Below are 18,107 nucleotides of genomic sequence, written 5' to 3' on the forward strand. Positions count from 1 at the left end.
TCATGACGAATTCCGTACGCTCCGCGCGCGCCCGTTCGGGTGCCGCCGCACTGTCCACCCGGCGCGCCGGGTTCCCGTGGGTCGACCTCGTCGTCGGCGCCGCGGTCCTGGTCGTCCTCTACCTGATCGTCCGCGTCGGTGCCGGCACCGACGTCTCCTTCGACCCCGCCCACCCGCTCACCGTCGACACCGATCCCGCCAACCTCCCCTACGACGCGGCCCGCAGCCTGCTGCGCATGGCCGTGGCGCTCGCCGCGTCCACGGTGTTCGCGATCGCGTACGGCTACGCCGCCGCGCGCAGCCGCCGCCTCGAGCGCGTCCTGATCCCCGCGCTCGACATCCTGCAGTCCGTGCCCGTGCTCGGCTTCCTGTCGATCACCGTCACCGGCTTCATCGCGCTGTTCCCCGGCTCGACCCTCGGCCTCGAGGCGGCCGCCGTGTTCGCGATCTTCACGGCGATGGCGTGGAACATGGCCTTCGCCTTCTACCAGGCCTCGCGCGCGCTCCCCGGCGAACTCGACGAGCTGTCCCGCGACCTGCGCTTCACCCGCTGGATGCGGCTGTGGCGGATCGAGGCGCCGAACGCCGCGATCCCGCTGGTGTGGAACGGCATGATGAGCATGGGCGGCGCGTGGTTCTTCCTCACGGCGTCCGAGGCGATCAGCGTCGTCGGCGAGGACCAGGCGCTGCCGGGCGTCGGCTCGTACGCGGGCGCCGCCGTGCACGACGGCGACCTCGGGAAGATCGGCTGGGCGATCCTCACCATGGTCGTGATGATCGTCGCGGTGAACTTCCTGTTCTGGCGGCCGCTGACCGCGTGGGCCGAGAGGTTCAAGAACGAGCAGGCCGAAGCCGCCGACGCCCAGCGCTCGTTCGTCCTCGACCTGGTCCGCGCGGCGCACTGGCCGCGGTACCTCGGCCGCGCCGGGCGCGCGCTCACCGAGCGGATCGGCCGCGCCGCACGGGTGTTCGGTGTCGACGACCGGCAGCTCGCGCCGCAGGCCGCCCGCCGCCGCGCCGGCGACCTGGTGTTCGGCTTCGCGGTCGCCGCGGCGCTCACCGTCGGACTCGTCAGCCTGCTCGGCTACCTCCACGACCGCACCGGCCTGGGCGTGTTCGGCGAACCGCTGTGGCTCGGCCTGGTGACCCTCACCCGCGTCGTCGCGCTCATCGTCGTCGCGACGCTGCTGTGGGTGCCGGTCGGCGTGTGGATCGGCCTGTCGCCGCGCCGCGCCCGGATCGCCCAGCCGGTCGTGCAGGTGCTCGCGAGCTTCCCGGCGAACTTCCTGTTCCCGGTGGCGCTGTGGGTGTTCGTGCGCACCGGCGTCGGCATCGACGTCGGCGGCATCGCGCTCATGGCCCTCGGCGCGCAGTGGTACATCCTCTTCAACACCATCGCGGGCGCCATGGCCGTACCGACCGACCTGCGCGAGGCGATGGACGACCTCGGCGTGCGCGGATGGCAGCGCTGGCGCCGGTTCCTGATTCCGGCCGTGTTCCCCCACTACGTCACCGGCGGCATCACCGCGTCCGGCGGTGCCTGGAACGCGTCGATCGTCGCCGAGGTCGTCACCTTCGGCGGGACGACGCTCACCGCGACCGGGCTCGGCGCCTACATCGCCGAAGCCACCGGGAACGACGACTTCCCGCGCGTGCTGGCAGGCGTCGCCGTGATGAGCGTGTACGTCGTGCTGCTCAACCGGCTGGTGTGGCGACGGCTGTACCGGCTCGCGACCCGGCGCTACGCGCTCGCCGCCTGACCCCCGAACACTTTTCATCGACAAGGAGATTCATCATGGCTCTGCGTCTGCTCGCACACACCACCCGCGTACGCGCCGCCGAGGCCGCCGCACGCGAGTCCGCCCGGCGTTCCGACGGGACCGGCACCGACCGCCGCTCCCACCCGCGTTCCGACGTCCGCCCCGGCGACGTCCTCCTCAGCACCCGCGACCTGGTCAAGTCCTACGCCGGACCCGACCGCGACCTGCCCGTCCTCGGCGGCGTCGACCTCGACATCCGCGACGGCGAGATCGTCGCGCTCCTCGGCCGCAGCGGCTCCGGCAAGTCCACCCTGCTGCGCCTGCTCGCCGGGCTCATCGCCCCCACCTCCGGCGAGGTCGCCTACCGCGGCACCCCGCTCACCGGCGCCAACCCCGGTACGGCGATGGTGTTCCAGAGCTTCGCGCTGCTGCCGTGGCTCACCGTCCAGCAGAACGTCGAGGCCGGGCTCGAGGCCCGCGGCGTCCCGCGCCGTGAACGGGCCGCGGCCGCGCTCGCCGCGCTCGACCGGGTCGGACTCGACGGCTTCGAGTCCGCGTACCCGAAGGAACTGTCCGGCGGCATGCGGCAGCGCGTCGGCTTCGCCCGGGCCCTCGTCGTGCGCCCCGAAGTCCTGCTCATGGACGAGCCGTTCTCCGCACTCGACGTGCTCACCGGGCAGAACCTGCGCCGCGACCTGATGGAACTGTGGGCGGACGGCGAGTTCCCGACCCGCGCCGCGGTGCTGGTCACCCACAACATCGAGGAGGCCGTGACGATGGCCGACCGCATCGTCGTGCTCGGCTCCCGACCGTACGGCCACATCACCGCCGAGTTCGCCGTGCCGCTCAGCCACCCGCGGCGTCGCGGCACCGCCGACTTCGACGCCGTCGTGGACGCGGTGTACCGGACGATGACCGGCGCTCCGACGGCCGTTGCTCCGGTGCGCCCGGCACCCGCGCCCGGCCTGCGCACCATCGCCAACGCGCCGCTGCCCGCCGCGAGCGTCGACGGCATGGCCGGACTCGCCGACCTCCTCCGCCGCGAGAACGGCGCGGCCGACCTCGCCGACCTGGCCGAACGGCTCGGCCTGGAGAACGACGACCTGCTGCCGCTCGTCGACGGGCTGGACCTGCTGGGCTTCGCTGCGGTCGACGGCGACGACCTGCGCCTGACGCTCGCGGGAGCGGAGTTCGCCGCCGCCGACGTCCGCACGGCCAAAGAGGTGTTCGCGGCGGGCGCGTTCAACGTGCCCCTCGTCCGACTCATCGTGACCAGCCTCCGACACAGCCCCGAAGGCACCCTGCGCGCCGGGTTCTTCCGCGATCTGCTCGCCCACCACTGGACCGGCGAGCAGGCGACGCGGCAGCTGCGGACCGCGACGGACTGGGGGCGCTACGCGGAACTGTACGAGTACGACGCGGACCCGCAGGAGTTCCGGCTCGCCCCGGCGGAGGCCTGAGCGGCCGCCGCTCAGGACGACGAAGACGAGGGCGAAGACGAGGGCGAAGACGAAGCGCCGCGCCCGGAAGACGCCTTCCGGGTGTAGCGCTTCGTCCGGTTCAGCCGCATTCGCCGGTGGACGCGGTCGCTCCGCTCCCAGACGAGAAGGTTCAGCTCCGCGGGGTCGAGCGGCGGGGCGTGGGGGGCCGGGGCCGGCTCGCGGGCGGCCTGCTCGTCCGCCCGGGCCGCCACGGCCCGTTCGGCGCCGACGGTCCGACCCGGCTTCCGGCCCGCGTCGCCTCCCGGCGTCGCACGCGGCACCGGGGCGGGGATCGGGCGCGGTTCGTTCACCACCTGCTCGCGGGCCAGCCGGGCGGCCGTCACCATGTCGCGGTAGGCGGCGAAGACCTGGACCTCGAGGCTGTAGTCCTCGTTGACGAACTCGTAGTCCATCGGCCGCTGGTGCGTCGCCGTCAGCCTGCCGATCTCCACGGCCCATTCCTGGAGTTTCCGGGCGGTTCCCGGCAGTACGAGGAGGCCCGACCGGACCTCGATCGTGGGGCGGAACCGGCGTTGCTTCCAACCGTGCCATTCGCGGTGGCGGCCGTCGAACCACGCGTGGGCCGCCTCGGGTGTCGACGGCAGGCCGTGGGCGCGCAGTGTCACGCCGCCTTCCGACGGGCGTCCGGTCAGCGGCAGCATCCGCCGCAACTCCCGTGCCGCGCGGTCGCCGAACGGGGCCGTGTCGCCCGGCGCGATCACGATCGGAAGCGAAGGCTCGGCATCGAACGGGTTCGCGTCCAGAAACGGACGGTCCACGACCACAATGGTGTTCGGCCGCCGCTGGTACGCCATGCCCCACAAGAGCCGTCCGAGCAAACGCGCCCCAGCCGTATGTGTCACGACGTGCCACGTCTCGTGGAAGCGGTTCACCGCGAACCGCTCGGTTGTGCCGGGCCGCAGCCCCAACACCGTGTAGTCGCGCCCGTCGAGCCGCACCGTGCGCCGGTGCAGCCGCACCGCGCCGTCGTCGTGTCCGCTGATGCCTTGTCTCCTCATCGACTGATGACCGTCCGTCATGTCCGTTGTGCGACAAGGGTTCAGCCTTCGATACACAGCTGTCATCTGTTTTTCGCACAGGATTTCGCTCAGGACGCGATGCGGCTTCGCACGGATCACCCGAACGGCTGTATCGTCGGGCGGTCGAGATTCTCGACCGCACCGGTTTCGGACCGTCCCATCGCCGTGCCCCCGTCCAATGGCAAGCCCTTGTGAGTGACCTGCGGTTCACCCACTCAGGGGTTGTTCCGCCGTTCGGGATACGCGGAGCGGATTTTCCGCCAAGATAGGGCGCCGTACGAGGGGGGCATCCGGCGCGCAGGGAACGCTCCGAACTCCGGTCCGGCGCGCGTCGATTCGCTCCGGCTCGGGCACGGATCGGCGTCCGTTGTCAGGACCAGGCATGGGAAGTGAGGCAGTACCACTTCATGAAGATCATGGGTGTACCCCTGGCCTGGGCCGTCGTCGGCCTGGTCGAACTGGTCTTGCTGATGTCGCTCGTCGGCTACCTGGTGATGCGCAACAAGCGCGACGCCAACGGGTTGTCCACCGACGACACCTGGGAGCGCGATCAGGACCGCCGCCGGCGCAAGGAGCTCTGGTACGGCGTCGCGTCGTACACGCTGCTCTTCTGCTGTGCCGCCGTCGCCGCCGCGCTCTCCTTCCGCGGCCTCATGGGCTTCGGCCGTGAGAACCTCGGCCTGACCGACGGCTGGGAGTACCTCGTGCCGCTCGGCCTCGACGGCGCGGCCATGTTCTGCTCCGTCCTCGCCGTGCGCGAGGCCAGCCACGGTGACGCGGCCCTCGGCTCCCGCATCCTCGTCTGGACGTTCGCCGGTGCCTCGGCGTGGTTCAACTGGGTGCACGCGCCTCGCGGCATGGGCCACGCCGGCGCCCCGCAGTTCTTCGCCGGCATGTCGCTCTCGGCGGCGGTGCTGTTCGACCGCGCGCTGAAGCAGACCCGCCGGGCCGCGCTGCGCGAGCAGGGCCTCGTGCCGCGTCCGCTGCCGCAGATCCGCATCGTCCGCTGGCTGCGAGCGCCTCGTGAGACGTACGCGGCCTGGTCGCTCATGCTGCTGGAGAACGTCCGCACGCTGGACGAGGCCGTCGAGGAGGTCCGCGAGGACCGCCGCGCCAAGCTCGACAACCGCGAGCGCCGCCGCCTGCAGAGCCGCCGCGAGCGCGCGCAGCTCAAGGCCATCAGCCGCGGCGACGGCCGCCACTGGGGCCGTGGCCCCCGCCAGGAGATCGCTGCGCTGCCGGGAGGTGGGGGCTCCGAAGCTGTTTCGGAGCCGGCCATAGCTGAGAATGCGACTTCCGGCCCCGGCACCCACAGCACGAGCCGTCCTGCCCTTCCCGCGGCGTCCGAGGGCACTATCGACCTCACCGCCGAAGACGACACCATGACGCTCCCGCGCCTCGACTCGCTGGAGCGCAAACTGAAGGACCTGGAACGCCAGTTCGGCTGACGTTCCCCCGGTTCCGCCCGCAGGGCGCCGCCTCCCGCAAGGGAGCGCGGCGCCCTGCGGCGTTTCTGACGTGGGGCCCGGTGCTGATGGGCTAAGGCCGCGCCGACGAGGCGTGGGCCCCGCGACGGGCTGACCGCGCATGCCGTGATGAAGCTTTGGGGGCACCGCGGGTCGCGACGCCCGCAACTCCCGTGAGGCGCACGTGTACGCGCGGCTCACTACAGACGCGTTCGCCGCCCAGCGGTGAACTGTGCACACGGTCACGGCGCTTCGCGCGTGAGGCGCAGGGTGGGGCGGCGCCGCGCGCGGGGGCGTTGGACGGCCGGTTCTACGCCGTCTGCGCGGAGCGCGCTGCCGCCGACGATGGCGTCGGGCGCGGCGACCAGGTCCCGCGTGGTGCCGGCCAGGCGCGACTTCGCGTGGTTGGGAACGCACGCCGACGGCACGTCGATCGGTCGCGCGGCGGTGGCTCCAGGCACACGGCGCGGCGTCCGACTCTCCGTCAGCCGCGTCAGAGCCACGTCGGCCCCGTCAGCTTCGTCGGGAACCGGCGTGACTTGTCCCCGTCGGACTCGCGATCCGTCGTCAGTTCAGGGTGCCGTCCGGGCGGACGGTGTAGCGGCTCACCACCGGTGGGGAGTTCGGGATGGTCGCCGTCCGGAGGATCGCGCCCGGTTCGACGGTCCACTTTGTGGCGGTGGCGGCCGGGTCGACCGGGACGGCCTTGACGCCCAGCGGGGCCGGGGTGCCGCCGTCGAAGCGGAAGAACTCGACGAACTGGGTCGGCGCGCCGCCCGCGCCCGGGGTGCGGGTCAGGACGACGACGGCGGCCGGTTCGCCGTGGAAGGTGGCCGGGAGGACCTCGGCGAGGTCCACGCGGTCGGCGCCGACGGTCGCGGTGCCGCCGACGAGGGTGACGGAGGCGCCGCCCGCGGTCGGGTCCGCGTAGGTGCGGTTGGCCCAGTCGGCGGTGCCGGTGGCGGCCGCCGGGGCGAGGGCGCCGAGCGGGTCGGCGGGGGCCCCGGACACGCCCGTCTTCGGGCGCGGCGACGCGTCGTCGTCGCCGCCCTGGAACGCCGCGATGGCGAGCGCGACGACGGCGGTGACGATCACGAACACGATGAGCTGGTGGACGAGCACCCGCCGGCGCCGGGCCTGCGCGGACGTCGGCCGCGTGCTGCCGCCCCGCGAGCGCGGGACGTGCCCTGCCGGGGGACGACCCTTGTTGGGGTGCCGGGAGTTCGCGCCGCCGTGCCCGTGGTCGCGGGTGTCCCGCCCGTGGGACGCGTCGCGGCCCGCGCCGTCCCGGGTCCCGGCGTCGCGGCCGTGCCCCTCACGGGAGTTGTGCGCGTCACGTGCCGCCGCACCCTCGGGCCCGCCGTCGCGGCCGACCTTCAGCCGCCCGTTGCTGTCCCGTACCGACGCGTCGCCCGACGACAGCAACCCGCCTGCCTTCGCGGCCGCGTTGGCCGATCCCACCCGTCGCCCCCCACCGCCCATATTCGAGAGCGCTTCGCGCTCGCCCCCCATTTGTGCGTTGCCGGTGCGCACGGGGCCGGAGCGCGGCCCCGGGTCCGCGCCGGGTTCGGCGGACTGGCGGCGGGCCAGGACGGCGAGCCGGTCGCGGACCTCCTCCGCGCTGGGCCGCATGAGCGGGTCCTTGGCGAGGCAGGCCGAGATCAGCGGCACCGCGGGCGCGGGCACGCCTTCGAGGTCGGGCTCCTCGTGGACGACGCGGTACAGCAGCGCGTCCACGGGCCCGGACCCGAACGGCGAGCTGCCGCGCCCCGCGTACGCGAGCGTCACCCCGAGGGCGAAAACGTCGGTCGCCGGCGTCACCGGTTGCCCGCGCACCTGTTCGGGCGCGAGGAAGCCGGGGGAGCCGACCGCGGTGCCGGTGTGCGTGAGCGTCCCGGCGCCGTCGGCGTACGCGATGCCGAAGTCGATGATCTGCGGCCCGTCGGGCGACAGAAGGATGTTGGACGGCTTCACGTCGCGGTGCACAACACCCGCCGCGTGCACCGACACCAGCCCGTCCGCGACCGCGGAGCCGACGCGCGCCAGCTCGGCGCAGCTGAGCGGCCCGCGTTCGCCGACCCGCCGCTGCAGGGACGGGCCGGGCACGTACGCCGTGGCCAGCCACGGCCGCGCCGCCTCCGGGTCCGCGTCGACCAGCGGCGCCGTACGGTTGCCGCGCACACGCGCCGCCGCGGCCACCTCGCGGGCGAACCGGGAGCGGAACTCGGGGTTGTTGGCGAGCTCGGGCCGGATCAGCTTGAGCGCGACCTTGCGCCCGTGCCGGTCGGTGCCGAGGTACACGACGCCCATGCCGCCCGCGCCGAGCCTGCGCAGCAGCCGGTACGAGCCGACGACGCGCGGGTCCTGCCGCCGCAGCCGCACCATCGTCATCGAGGGCGTTCTCCTAGTACCTGGTTCGTTCCGGTCCGGCCCGGGCCGGACCGGTCGTGCCGGGGCGCGCGGGACCGACCGGGCTGATCAGTCGTCCGTGACACACGTTAGAGGACTGGTGCCGATTCAAGCGGTAATGCACGCCGGAGGGCGGCGGGGCGGCAAAACCGGGTGACATCGTACGGCCGCGCGGCCCACCCTTGTGGGCGATCCCGCCTCCCCCGGACGAAGGGCCCCTTCGTGCAGTCTCCCGTGACCGTCACCCCCGCCGCGCTGCCCGACGTGCTGCTTCATGTCGCCGTCGTCAGGCCGGTGTTCGTGTGGGGCGCGCCGGGGATCGGGAAGTCGTCGATGGTGCGCCGGTTCGCGGACGGCCTGGGCCTGGAGTGCGTGTCCCTGCTCGGCACCCAGTTGGCGCCGGAGGACCTCATCGGCGTGCCGCAGATCGTGGACGGGCGCAGCCGGTTCTGCCCGCCGGAGTCGATCGCCCGCGACACGCCGTACTGCCTCTTCCTCGACGAGCTCAACGCCGCGTCGCCGGACGTCCAGAAGGCCTTCTACTCGCTCATCCTGGACCGCCGCATCGGGTCGTACGAACTCCCGGCCGGCTCGGTCGTGATCGGCGCGGGCAACCGGGCCACCGACAACGCGCTGGCCCGCCCCATGTCGTCGGCGCTCGCGAACCGCCTGGTGCACGTCCACCTGCGCGCGTCCGCCGCCGACTGGCTGACGTGGGCGGTGCACGCGGGCATCCACCCGTGGATCGTCGAGTACCTCACGCAGCGCCCCGACCACCTGTGGAGCGCGCCGCCGAAGACCGAGGAGCCGTTCTCGACGCCGCGCAGCTGGCACATGCTGTCCGACACGCTTCACTCGTACGGAGACACCGTGCGGGGGGAGCGCGGCGTCGGCGTCGTCGAACTCCTGGTGTACGGGACGCTCACGCCCGCGCACGCCTCCGGCTTCCTCGCCTACATGAAGACCGTCCGCAACGCCTACGGCCTGGACGCCATCCTCAAGGGCGACGCCCGCTGGCCCGCCGCGCCCGCCGACCGCGACCTGCTGTACTTCCTCGCCGAGACGTTCCGCGCCCGGCTGGCCAAGGAACTGCCCGCCGACAAGCGCCACGCGTCGCCCGCCGTACGCCAGTTCGCGTTCCGCGCGAAGAGCCTGCTGGTCGAGTTGGCCGAGGTCTCGCTGGAGATCGCCCAGTTGGTCATCGCGAACGACGAGGACGGAAACCCGCAGCTGCCCGGCTGGTTCCTCGTCGACGCCGCCCGCGACATGCCGCGCCTGGTCGCCGCCCGGCACGGCGGCTGAGCCGGAACCGAGCCGAAGCTGAGCTGAAAGGGGGCAGCCAGATGGCGGACAAGCACAAGAAGGCCGCGGAACAGGCGGCGCGGCGCGACAAGATGCGCGCCAACGGGTGGGAGATCCTGCGGGGCAGCACCGTGATGCGGGCGCTGGCCGGCGTGCAGACGCCGGGCGCGTACGTTTCGGCGTCCTCCGAGTCGGCCTGGGCCGCCGAGCCGCTCACCACGGGCTGGGCGCAGGTCTCCTCGCAGGGCGGCTTCCGCGTCGACCCGTACCGTGACGGCGAACCCGCCGAATGGGCCTGGGTCTTCACCCATCTGCTCCTGCACCTGGGGCTCGGGCACGCGTCCGAGGAGCGGCTGCGCGAGGCCGGGGTCGACCCTGGGCGGCCGCTGCCGGAGGCGTACGCGGTGGCGTGCTGCGTCGCGGTGGAGCGGTTCGCGCAGGGGATCAGGGTGGGGCGGCCGCTCACCCATCCGCCGTCGCTCCCGGAGGGCGACGAGCTGAGCCTGGCGCGCCGTTGGGCCGACGAGGGCGTGCCGCCGGACCTGCGCGGCATCGGGGCGAACGGCAACGCGCCGTGCTTCGCCGTGCTCCCCGCGCCGCCCGACTGGGACCCGGCCAAGCGCTGGGAGGTGGACTGGCCCGTCATGTTCGGGCGCGGGCTCGCCGAGGCCGCGAGCGAGGCGATGGCCACGGCCGCCTCGAAGGCCGGCGGCGTCCGGCGCAAGGCCGTGCGCGGCCCGTGGGACCGGGCGCTGGACTGGTTCGTGTCGTCGTACCCGCTGCTGGGCGCGCTCGCCGCGGGCCTGACCGTGGTCGCGGACGCCGAGACCGCGCAGGCGTGGGACATCTCCGTCGCGGCGGTCAGCCCGCGCGCCGCCGAGATCTACGTCAACCCGAACGCCCGGCTGACCATGCAGGAATGGCGGTTCGTCCTCGCCCACGAGATGCTGCACGCCGCACTCGGGCACGACCGGCGCCTGGACGGCCGCGACCCGGAACTGTTCAACATCGCGTGCGACTTCGTCATCAACGACTGGCTGGTCCAGATGGGTGTCGGCCACATGCCCGAGGGACTGCTGTACGACCCGCAGCTGAGCGGGCTGTCGGCGGAGGCCGTCTACGACACGCTGATCACCGACCTGCGCCGGGCGCGGAAGCTGGAGACCGTCGCGGGGCGCACGCACGGCGGCAAGACCGGCGACGTGCTGGGGGACTGGCTGTGCGACCCGCAGTCGGCCGACCGGCGCGCCACCCGGGCGGAGAACCGCAAGGCGCGCAAGGCCGGGCCGCCGCCGACCGCCCCGTGGGAGCGAACGGACGGGCCGCAGCCGGGGAGGTTCGTCGACCTGGACGCGTTCTACCGGCGCGCGCTGTCGACCGGCCTCGCGTACCACGACCACGACGCGTCCCGCGGACTGCTGCCGGCCGGGCTGATCGAGGAGATCCGCGCGCTGGAGCACCCGCCGCTCGCGTGGGACGCCAAGCTGGCGCGCTGGTTCGACGAGCACGTGCGCTCACCGGAGCCGCGCCGCTCGTACGTGCGGGCGTCGCGCCGCCAGGCGGCGTCCCCGGACATCCCGCGCCCCGGCCGGTACGTGCCCGAAGAGCTCGCCGCGCAGTGCACGTTCGGCGTCGTGCTGGACACCTCGGGGTCGATGGACCGCGAACTGCTCGGCAAGGCGCTCGGCGCCATCGCCTCCTATGCGAGCGCGCGCGACGTGCCGCGGGCCCGCGTGGTGTTCTGCGACGCGGTCGCCTACGACGCCGGCTACCTGCCGGTGGAGGAGATCGCCGGTACGGTGCGGGTGCGCGGGCGCGGCGGCACGGTGCTGCAGCCGGGCGTCGATCTCCTGCAGCGTGCCCCGGACTTCCCGCAGGACGGTCCGATCCTCGTTATTACCGACGGGTATTGCGACCGGGTCGTGGTGCGTCGCGAACACGCTTTCCTGGTACCGCGAGGCGCCCGACTGCCGTTCCGTCCGAGGGGACCCGTCTTCACCGTCGTGTGACCGGTACCCTTGCCCGATCATCGGCCGACGCCGAAGCAGGCGAACACGGCGCACACCCCGGTGAACGGGAGGAAAGCGGGAGGATGGGGGCGTGACCGACCGTCAGCGGGTCGTCCAGCGGCTCACGGAGACCTTCGCGTGGGCGGACACGCCGGTCGGCGTCTTCGCCGACCTGTCCGGCTGGTGGCGTGACCCGGAACTGCTCGGGCTGCTCGGCCCGGCGCTCGCCGACCTGCACAGCGCGCGGAAGCCCACGGTGGTGGCCGGCATCGAGACGCGCGGCCTGGTGCTCGGCCCGCTCACCGCGCTCGCCCTCGGCGTCGGCTTCGTCGAGGTGCGCAAGGCGTACCGGATCGCGGGCGAGGCCCAACGCGACGCCGACGACCCGATGCTGCGCGCGGAAACGCCGCCCGAGTACCAGGACGGCGGGCTCACACTGATGGCGCCGCGGCGGCTGTTCACCCCGGACGACCGGGTGCTGCTCGTCGACGAATGGATCGAATCCGGCGCGCAGGCGCACGCTGTGCGGCGCATGGTCGCCGAGGCCGGCGCGCAGTGGGCCGGCGTCGCGGTGATCGTCGACGCGACCGAGCCGCGGGTCCGCGAGCACCTGGACGTGCGCGGACTGGTCGGCGAGGACGACCTGCCGGCCTGACCGGCCACCCCCTGGCCGGCCCGGCCGCGCTGGTGCGTCTACGCGGACGGCTCCCCCCGGAACCCCCGTGTCCCCCTCGTCACGCGGCCGCCCGCCCGGGACCGTCCCGGTCGTGCCGCCGCGCGTTGTCGCCGCCTGACTCCCCTCAGGCGGCGTGCTCGCGTTCCCGCAACAGTGCGGCGCGCTCCGTCTCACCCATCCCCGCCCAGACGCCGCGCCGCTCGGGCACCGTCAGCGCGTGGTCCAGGCACAGCCGCCGCACCGGGCAGCTGATGCATATCTTCTTCGCGATCCGCTCCCGCGCCCGCCGCTCGCCTGGCCGCTCCTGGTCGTCCCCGAAGAACAACCCGGCGTCCATCCCCCGGCACGACGCGTCTTCCTGCCACCCGTACCGCGGCGGTGTCGGAATGGCGATCCGTGTGGTCCCCATCGCCCCGTTCTCCTCCTGCTCGACCGGCACTCCCCGAACCGGATCCTGTCCGTGAGGCCTGTGCCGTACGGCCTCATGTCTGTATCCGACGCACGCGTCCTCGTATTGGTTTCCGAGCGGCAGGAGTTTTCGTACGGGAGGATGAGGAGCCTTCCGGCGTGTCATCCGCGCTGATGATGTGCGGCGCCCACGCGCCCCGTCGCTCGCACGGCCGCACGTGCGGTCGTACAAGAACATCAACAGGTCCGTCACAAGACCCCGCGGACGCCGCACCTCGCACCTCTCACGCGGCGGCGTTGGATACGGTGGCCGGGCGAACGGCCGGGGGAACCCGGCGATGGGCGGCAACAGGAGGCGCAAGTGGGCAGGCAGAGGCGACGGATTCCTTCGGCGGTGCCGGTGGCGCTGTCCGTCGTGGTCGCGGTGGCACTCTCCGGGTGCAGCGACAGCGGTGGCGGCGACAAGAAGGACGAGTCGCAGCAGACCGCCTCCGACTTCCTGGCCGCCTGGCAGGCGGGCGACACCGCCAAGGCCTCCGGGCTGACCGACGACCCGACCAAGGCCAAGGCCGGCCTGGACGCCGCGGCCGCCCAGATCCAGCTGCGCGGCGCCGAGTACACGGCCAAGGGCTACACCAAGGCCGACGGCGACAAGCCGGGCAGCCTCGCGTACCACTCCAAGATCACCGTGCAGGGCATCCCGACGCCGGTCGAGTTCGACTCGGCCGTCCCGGTGCTCAAGCGCGACGGCAAGACGCTCGTGCACTGGCAGTCGACGATCGTGCACCCCGCGTACGTCGACGGGGCGAAGTTCACGAACAGCCGCAAGTCGTTCGACCGGGCCTCGATCCTCGACCGCAACGGCCAGCCGCTCGTCGGCGCCCAGCCGGTCGTCGTCATCGAGATCTGGCCGTCGAAGATGACCAACCCGGACGCGGTCTACGCGGCTCTGCGCGACCCGGTGTTCGGCGGCGTCGACGTCGACAAGCTCAAGGCCCGCGTCGCGGCGTCCCCGCCGGACAACGCGGTCTCCGTGGTCACGCTGCGCAAGGCCGTCTTCGAGAGCCAGGCCCAGCCCAAGCTGCGCAACCTGTCGGGCATCAAGCTCACCGACTCCACCCGGCAGATCGCCGCGGACGCCGGGCAGCAGCTCATCGGCACGGTCGGCGAGGCCACCAAGGAGATCCTGGCCAAGAAGGGCTACGAGAACGCGGGCCCGGGCGACCAGGTCGGCACCTCCGGACTCCAGGCCCGCTACCAGTCGACGCTCGCCGGCGTCGCGAACGCCAAGGTCACCATCAAGCCGCCGACCGGCAACGAGGTCGTGCTCGCCGAGGTCCAGGGCAAGCAGGGCACGCCCGTGAAGACCACGATCGACCCGAAGATGCAGTCGCAGGCCGAGAAGTCGGTCAAGATCAGCAACGACAAGAACGCCGCGATCGTCGCCCTCGACGCCACCACCGGCGAGATCCTGGCTGCCGCGAACAACCCGCCGAACGGCTCGAACCGGGCCTTCGAGGGCCAGTACGCGCCGGGCTCGACGTTCAAGACCGTCACCTCCGCCGCCCTCCTGCAGGCCGGCATGAAGATCGGCGACCCGGCCGAGTGCTCGGAGACGCTGGTCGTCAACGGGCAGACGTTCAAGAACTACGACGGCCTCAAGCCGATCGCCAACGCGACGTTCCAGCAGGACTTCATGCAGTCCTGCAACACCGGCTTCATCAGCCAGCGCGACAAGCTCAAGGACGACACGCTCAACAAGACGGCGAGCGACCTGTTCGGCATCGGCCAGCAGTGGGACGTCGGCGCGTCCACGTTCGACGGCTCGGTCCCGCCGGCCAACAGCCCGAACGACAAGGCCGCGTCGATGATCGGCCAGGGCCGCGTCGTGGCCAGCCCGCTGGTGATGGCGTCGGTCGCGGCGTCCGTCGACTCCGGCACCTTCAACCAGCCGATCCTGGTCAGCGACCCCGCCCTCAAGCGCCTGCCCAGCAAGGGCCTGCCGCCCGAGGTCGCGAACCAGCTCAAGAGCCTGATGCAGAGCGTCGCGACAGGCGGCACCGCCGCCCCGTCCCTCGCCGGCATCCCCGGCACCGTCGGCGCCAAGACCGGCACCGCCGAGTTCAGCGAGAACGGCCAGACGCTCACCAACGGCTGGATGATCGCCTTCAAGAACAACATCGCGATCGCCGTCCTCGTCGAGCACGGCGAATCGGGCGGCAAGGCGGCCGGCCCGATCGTGGCCGACTTCTTCCGCAACATCCCGTAACACGTAGCCCGACCCGACGGCCCCCGGTGCACCCACCGGGGGCCGTCGGCGTTGTCGAGGCGCAAGGCGGCGCAGCCGACCCGGCGAGCGAACGGCGGCGAAGCCGACGTGAGGCGCGGCCGGTGGCGACGCCGGCGGGGGAGATGTGGCGGCTGGTTGCGAAGCCGGCGTGCTGGGCGAACAGCGGTGTGGCTTGGGGCCACCGGCGAGGCGCGTGGCGGGCTGGCGGCCTAACCGGCCTGGCGAGTGGCAGCCGGCGAAGACCGCTGAGCCACCGCCCACCGCCTGCCGAGCCACCGCTCGCCGCCTGCCGAACCGCCGCTCGCCGCGCGGCGCGCACGTCAGAGCGCCGCCGCCCGGCCGGGAACCAGGGTCGGTGACCGGGGTACGTTGTGAGCCTTGGTGCCGCGACCTGTTCCAGAGCGCTGTGCGTGTCAGGGAGCCGCAGCCCCGCGAGGAACCGTCAGTGACCGGGGTAGGCGTTGTGGGCTTTCGCCGCCGCGGCCTGTTCCAGGGCGGTGCGTAGGAAGGCGGCCGCGTCGGCGCTTTCCGAAGGGTCGTTCGACAGCAGGGGGCCGAGCAGCTCGTTCACCGCGGCGGCAGGTGGGCCGACGCCGGCGAGTTCCGCGAGCGACTGGGCCGAGACCGCGAGGTCGGGGCCCTCGCCGCGGCGGGCGAGGCGGTAGCGGCGGAAGAGGCCCGCACGGTCGGGGAGGTAGGCGCCGTTCAGCTCGCGGGCCAGGCGGACCGCGGTCTCGGACGGCATCTCGCCGGGCCAGTCGCGCAGTTCGACACGCCGCCCGGTGAGGCCGGCGCGCGGGGCGGGTTCGGGAGCGGCGTCGGCCTGCTGCGCGACGGCACTGTCCAGCAGCCGGTCCACGAGCAGCGGGCCGAGCCGTTCGGGCGGCAACGACGTGGCGTGGATCGGCGGATGACGCTGCATCAGCTCGAACCAGCGGGTGCCGACGACCCGAAGGATGCCGTGGTACGTCGGCCGCCAGGGGTCGTCAGGCGGACCGAGCGGAGGCGGCACGGCGGGCGGGTCGGCCTCGGGAGTGGGCGGCGCGGCGTCGTCCGGCACCACGACGGCGGCCGTGATCTCGCCGGCTCCGTGCTCATGCCCGTTCGCGTGGCCGAGGCCGTGGCCGTTGAGCAGGCCGGGAAGGCGTTCCTCGGCGGGGCTGCCGCCGTTGGCGGCCCGAACCGCCGTGCGGCGCACCCAGCGGGCCCGCAGCCGGGTCGCCGCAGCGCGTTCGCCGGGGTCGGGGGAGCGCAGGAGCTGGTGCAGCTCGATCTCGACGTCGGGGTCGCCCACGTCCACCAGCGCCTCGACCGCCGCGCGACGCCGTGGCCCGGGCGTGGCCGCGAAGGCCCGTACCCACATCACCACCGCAGGAGCCGCACTGCCGGCAGCCGTGCGCACAAGGTCGGGGAAGAGCCCCGGATCGGCGACCGACAGAGCGTCCACCAGTGTCACCGACAGCCGAGGGCGCAGCTGCTCGGGCACTTCGACGCACACCAGGACGGCCAGCAAATCCGCGCGTGTGGTGGCGGCCGGATGAGCGGTGGCCAGGTCGAGCAGGCGCTCGGCAACCTCGGGTGCGAGTGGCTCGCACGCGTCGATCACGCTTACAACCTCCCGGGCCCGACGACGTCCGGCCCGACGCGACCGCCGCCGGATCGTCGTCTCCATGGTGGTCCCTGCCACCCCCGATCGGCCAGACCCGGGATCCGGACCAACCCGTTCACTTGACGGGCGCGACGCACCCCGAGCGACCCGGGGGCCGGAGCAACGCCCGTGTGGCGCAAGGGCTGACGTACGGCCGATCAGCCCAGCGGGGGAGCGCGGCAGGGGCGCGGGCGGAGGCGTGCCGGCCGGGCGTGTCGTGGCCGGAATCCGCCCGCGGGAGCACACCGCAGCGCACGGCCGCAGGACGCGGACCCCACGCGCCGGGCGCGGGCCGACAAGCCGTGCGACCGACCCCGCAACCTGCGGTGATCCGTGTCAGCAGCCCCGAGCCGCCCCCGGCCGGCGCGGCCGACACCGGCTCCCACTCGCCATCCGGTGCCGTAGCGAGCCGGGGGTTTCCCGCCTCGCACCGCAGTTCACCCGCAGACGCCCCGAGTACCGGCGCACGGCCAGACGCACCGTGCCTCGTGCGCCCCATTCGCCACCGTGGACACAGGGGCCGTCGGCTGCGACGGTGGTCCCGCCATGCCTCCGCGCCGCCGCCGACCGTGACGGGTGTCACCTCGGTGGCGGCTCAAGAGGGACGGCTCCGTTGTCGATAAGTGTCCAAAGCCTCCGGGCACATCCGCCACGACCGAACGGAGAACCAATGTCCAACAACGTGACCCTGGTCGCCCGCGTCCCCGTCCTGCGCTCGACCGACGCCGAGCGCCCCGTCGAGCTCCGCTTCGGCCCCCACACCGACGCCGAGGGCCGTCCCACCGAGGAGTGGACCGTCGAGCGCCTCACCCTCGCCCAGGCCGCCCACCTGGTCGAGGACCTCGCCGCCATGCTCGGCCTCCCCGCCGAGTCGCTCCCCGACCTGCGCGTCGTGTCCTGACCCGCACCACCCCCACACCGGGCCCGGCGGACACCCGCCGGGCCCGCACCGCGCAACCGCCTTGCGCCACACGGGTGGTTGGGATGACCGGGCCCACGGAGATCCGCGGGGATCACGGCACCCCCGTTCCACAATGTGCCGGTGACCAGCACCAAGAGCGGCGCCGGCACGACCCGGCGAAGCGCGCACGGGACCGGCCGCCCCGCCATCAGCGACCCGACCGAGGCCCGCGTCCCGGGCCCGGCCCCGGAACCGGCCGAAGAGTCCTTCCCGGCCCCGCCGGAACTCCGCAGCACCCCGGAGCTGGCCCGCCCCCACCGCCGCGCCCGCCCACCCCGCGTCCGCCTCCGCCTCCCGGACGGCCAACAGCTCGACGTGACGCTGGTCAGCTGGCACCAATACCGCGACGGCACCTGGCGCGCCCGCGTCAGCTGGCCGGTCTGGGGCGCCGTGGCCCACGCGGGCGAGGTCCAGACGCGCACCTGCGCCCAGGAGGCCTTCGTCCCGGCCCGCATGCTGACGCCCTTGCCGGGCGAGGACTACCGGGCGGTCAGGCAACACCGCCCGAGGATCGCCGTCCCCCGCCGCCCCTAGGCCGTGTCTGATGAATGTGATCGTCGTTTGATGTGATGTGGGTGTTCGTGGTGGCCTGACCGATGGCCAGTGGGCGTTGATAGAGCCGTTCCTGCCGGACCGCACGCCGCAGCGCGGTGGTCA

The 18,107-nt window shown here is 73.3% G+C and carries 13 protein-coding genes and 1 pseudogene; 9 read left to right on the plus strand and 5 right to left on the minus strand.

Translation table 11 applies throughout. The features are described 5' to 3' along the window. Positions 1-2: 2 nt before the first annotated feature. Positions 3-1,760 (plus strand): ABC transporter permease, encoded by a 1,758-nt coding sequence (locus QI554_RS11160; RefSeq protein WP_281468664.1) that lies wholly within the window; start codon positions 3-5, stop codon positions 1,758-1,760. Positions 1,761-1,795: 35 nt separating this feature from the next. Next, positions 1,796-3,220, plus strand: coding sequence for an ABC transporter ATP-binding protein (locus tag QI554_RS11165; RefSeq protein ID WP_281468666.1), 1,425 nt, complete (start codon positions 1,796-1,798; stop codon positions 3,218-3,220). An 11-nt stretch (positions 3,221-3,231) separates the two neighbouring features. Here QI554_RS11165 and QI554_RS11170 read toward each other — a convergent pair whose 3' ends face one another. Continuing rightward, positions 3,232-4,281 (minus strand): hypothetical protein, encoded by a 1,050-nt coding sequence (locus QI554_RS11170; protein WP_281468668.1) that lies wholly within the window; start codon positions 4,279-4,281, stop codon positions 3,232-3,234. A 407-nt stretch (positions 4,282-4,688) separates the two neighbouring features. Between QI554_RS11170 and QI554_RS11175 the strand changes: the two genes are divergently transcribed. Continuing rightward, a complete protein-coding gene (locus tag QI554_RS11175; protein WP_281468670.1) occupies positions 4,689-5,729 on the plus strand; it encodes a DUF2637 domain-containing protein in 1,041 nt (346 codons plus the stop codon). A gap of 260 nt (positions 5,730-5,989) precedes the next feature. On the opposite strand, the gene QI554_RS11180 is transcribed toward QI554_RS11175, so the two are convergent. Continuing rightward, entirely contained in the window at positions 5,990-6,208 is a 219-nt protein-coding gene (locus QI554_RS11180) for a hypothetical protein (RefSeq protein ID WP_281468672.1), read from the minus strand. A gap of 1,155 nt (positions 6,209-7,363) precedes the next feature. Continuing rightward, positions 7,364-8,138 (minus strand): annotated as a pseudogene (locus QI554_RS43545) (serine/threonine-protein kinase); the annotation flags it as partial. A gap of 240 nt (positions 8,139-8,378) precedes the next feature. On the opposite strand from QI554_RS43545, the gene QI554_RS11190 reads away from it, so the two are divergent. The 3 genes from QI554_RS11190 to QI554_RS11200 all read left to right on the plus strand — a co-directional run bounded on the left by QI554_RS11190 (position 8,379) and on the right by QI554_RS11200 (position 12,122). Then, complete coding sequence (locus QI554_RS11190; protein WP_281468676.1) at positions 8,379-9,458, plus strand: AAA family ATPase; 1,080 nt, start codon at positions 8,379-8,381, stop codon at positions 9,456-9,458. Positions 9,459-9,499: 41 nt separating this feature from the next. Beyond that, positions 9,500-11,467, plus strand: coding sequence for a vWA domain-containing protein (locus tag QI554_RS11195; RefSeq protein ID WP_281468678.1), 1,968 nt, complete (start codon positions 9,500-9,502; stop codon positions 11,465-11,467). A 91-nt stretch (positions 11,468-11,558) separates the two neighbouring features. Then, on the plus strand, positions 11,559-12,122 hold the full coding sequence (locus tag QI554_RS11200; protein WP_281468680.1) for a phosphoribosyltransferase family protein: 564 nt from the start codon (positions 11,559-11,561) through the stop codon (positions 12,120-12,122). Positions 12,123-12,267: 145 nt separating this feature from the next. Here the strand turns inward: QI554_RS11200 and QI554_RS11205 are convergent, their stop codons facing one another. After that, complete coding sequence (locus tag QI554_RS11205; RefSeq protein WP_281468682.1) at positions 12,268-12,552, minus strand: WhiB family transcriptional regulator; 285 nt, start codon at positions 12,550-12,552, stop codon at positions 12,268-12,270. 360 nt (positions 12,553-12,912) lie between these two features. Between QI554_RS11205 and QI554_RS11210 the strand changes: the two genes are divergently transcribed. After that, complete coding sequence (locus tag QI554_RS11210; protein ID WP_281468684.1) at positions 12,913-14,820, plus strand: penicillin-binding transpeptidase domain-containing protein; 1,908 nt, start codon at positions 12,913-12,915, stop codon at positions 14,818-14,820. Positions 14,821-15,283: 463 nt separating this feature from the next. Here the strand turns inward: QI554_RS11210 and QI554_RS11215 are convergent, their stop codons facing one another. Beyond that, positions 15,284-16,447, minus strand: a complete 1,164-nt coding sequence (locus QI554_RS11215) for a hypothetical protein (protein ID WP_281468686.1) — start codon at positions 16,445-16,447, stop codon at positions 15,284-15,286. A gap of 712 nt (positions 16,448-17,159) precedes the next feature. Between QI554_RS11215 and QI554_RS11220 the strand changes: the two genes are divergently transcribed. Together QI554_RS11220 and QI554_RS11225 are read left to right on the plus strand one after the other, a co-directional pair. After that, complete coding sequence (locus QI554_RS11220; RefSeq protein WP_281468688.1) at positions 17,160-17,390, plus strand: hypothetical protein; 231 nt, start codon at positions 17,160-17,162, stop codon at positions 17,388-17,390. A gap of 141 nt (positions 17,391-17,531) precedes the next feature. After that, positions 17,532-17,984 (plus strand): hypothetical protein, encoded by a 453-nt coding sequence (locus tag QI554_RS11225; RefSeq protein ID WP_281468690.1) that lies wholly within the window; start codon positions 17,532-17,534, stop codon positions 17,982-17,984. Positions 17,985-18,107: the final 123 nt, after the last annotated feature.

The organism is Yinghuangia seranimata (assembly GCF_029953285.1).
Lineage (GTDB): Bacteria > Actinomycetota > Actinomycetes > Streptomycetales > Streptomycetaceae > Yinghuangia > Yinghuangia seranimata.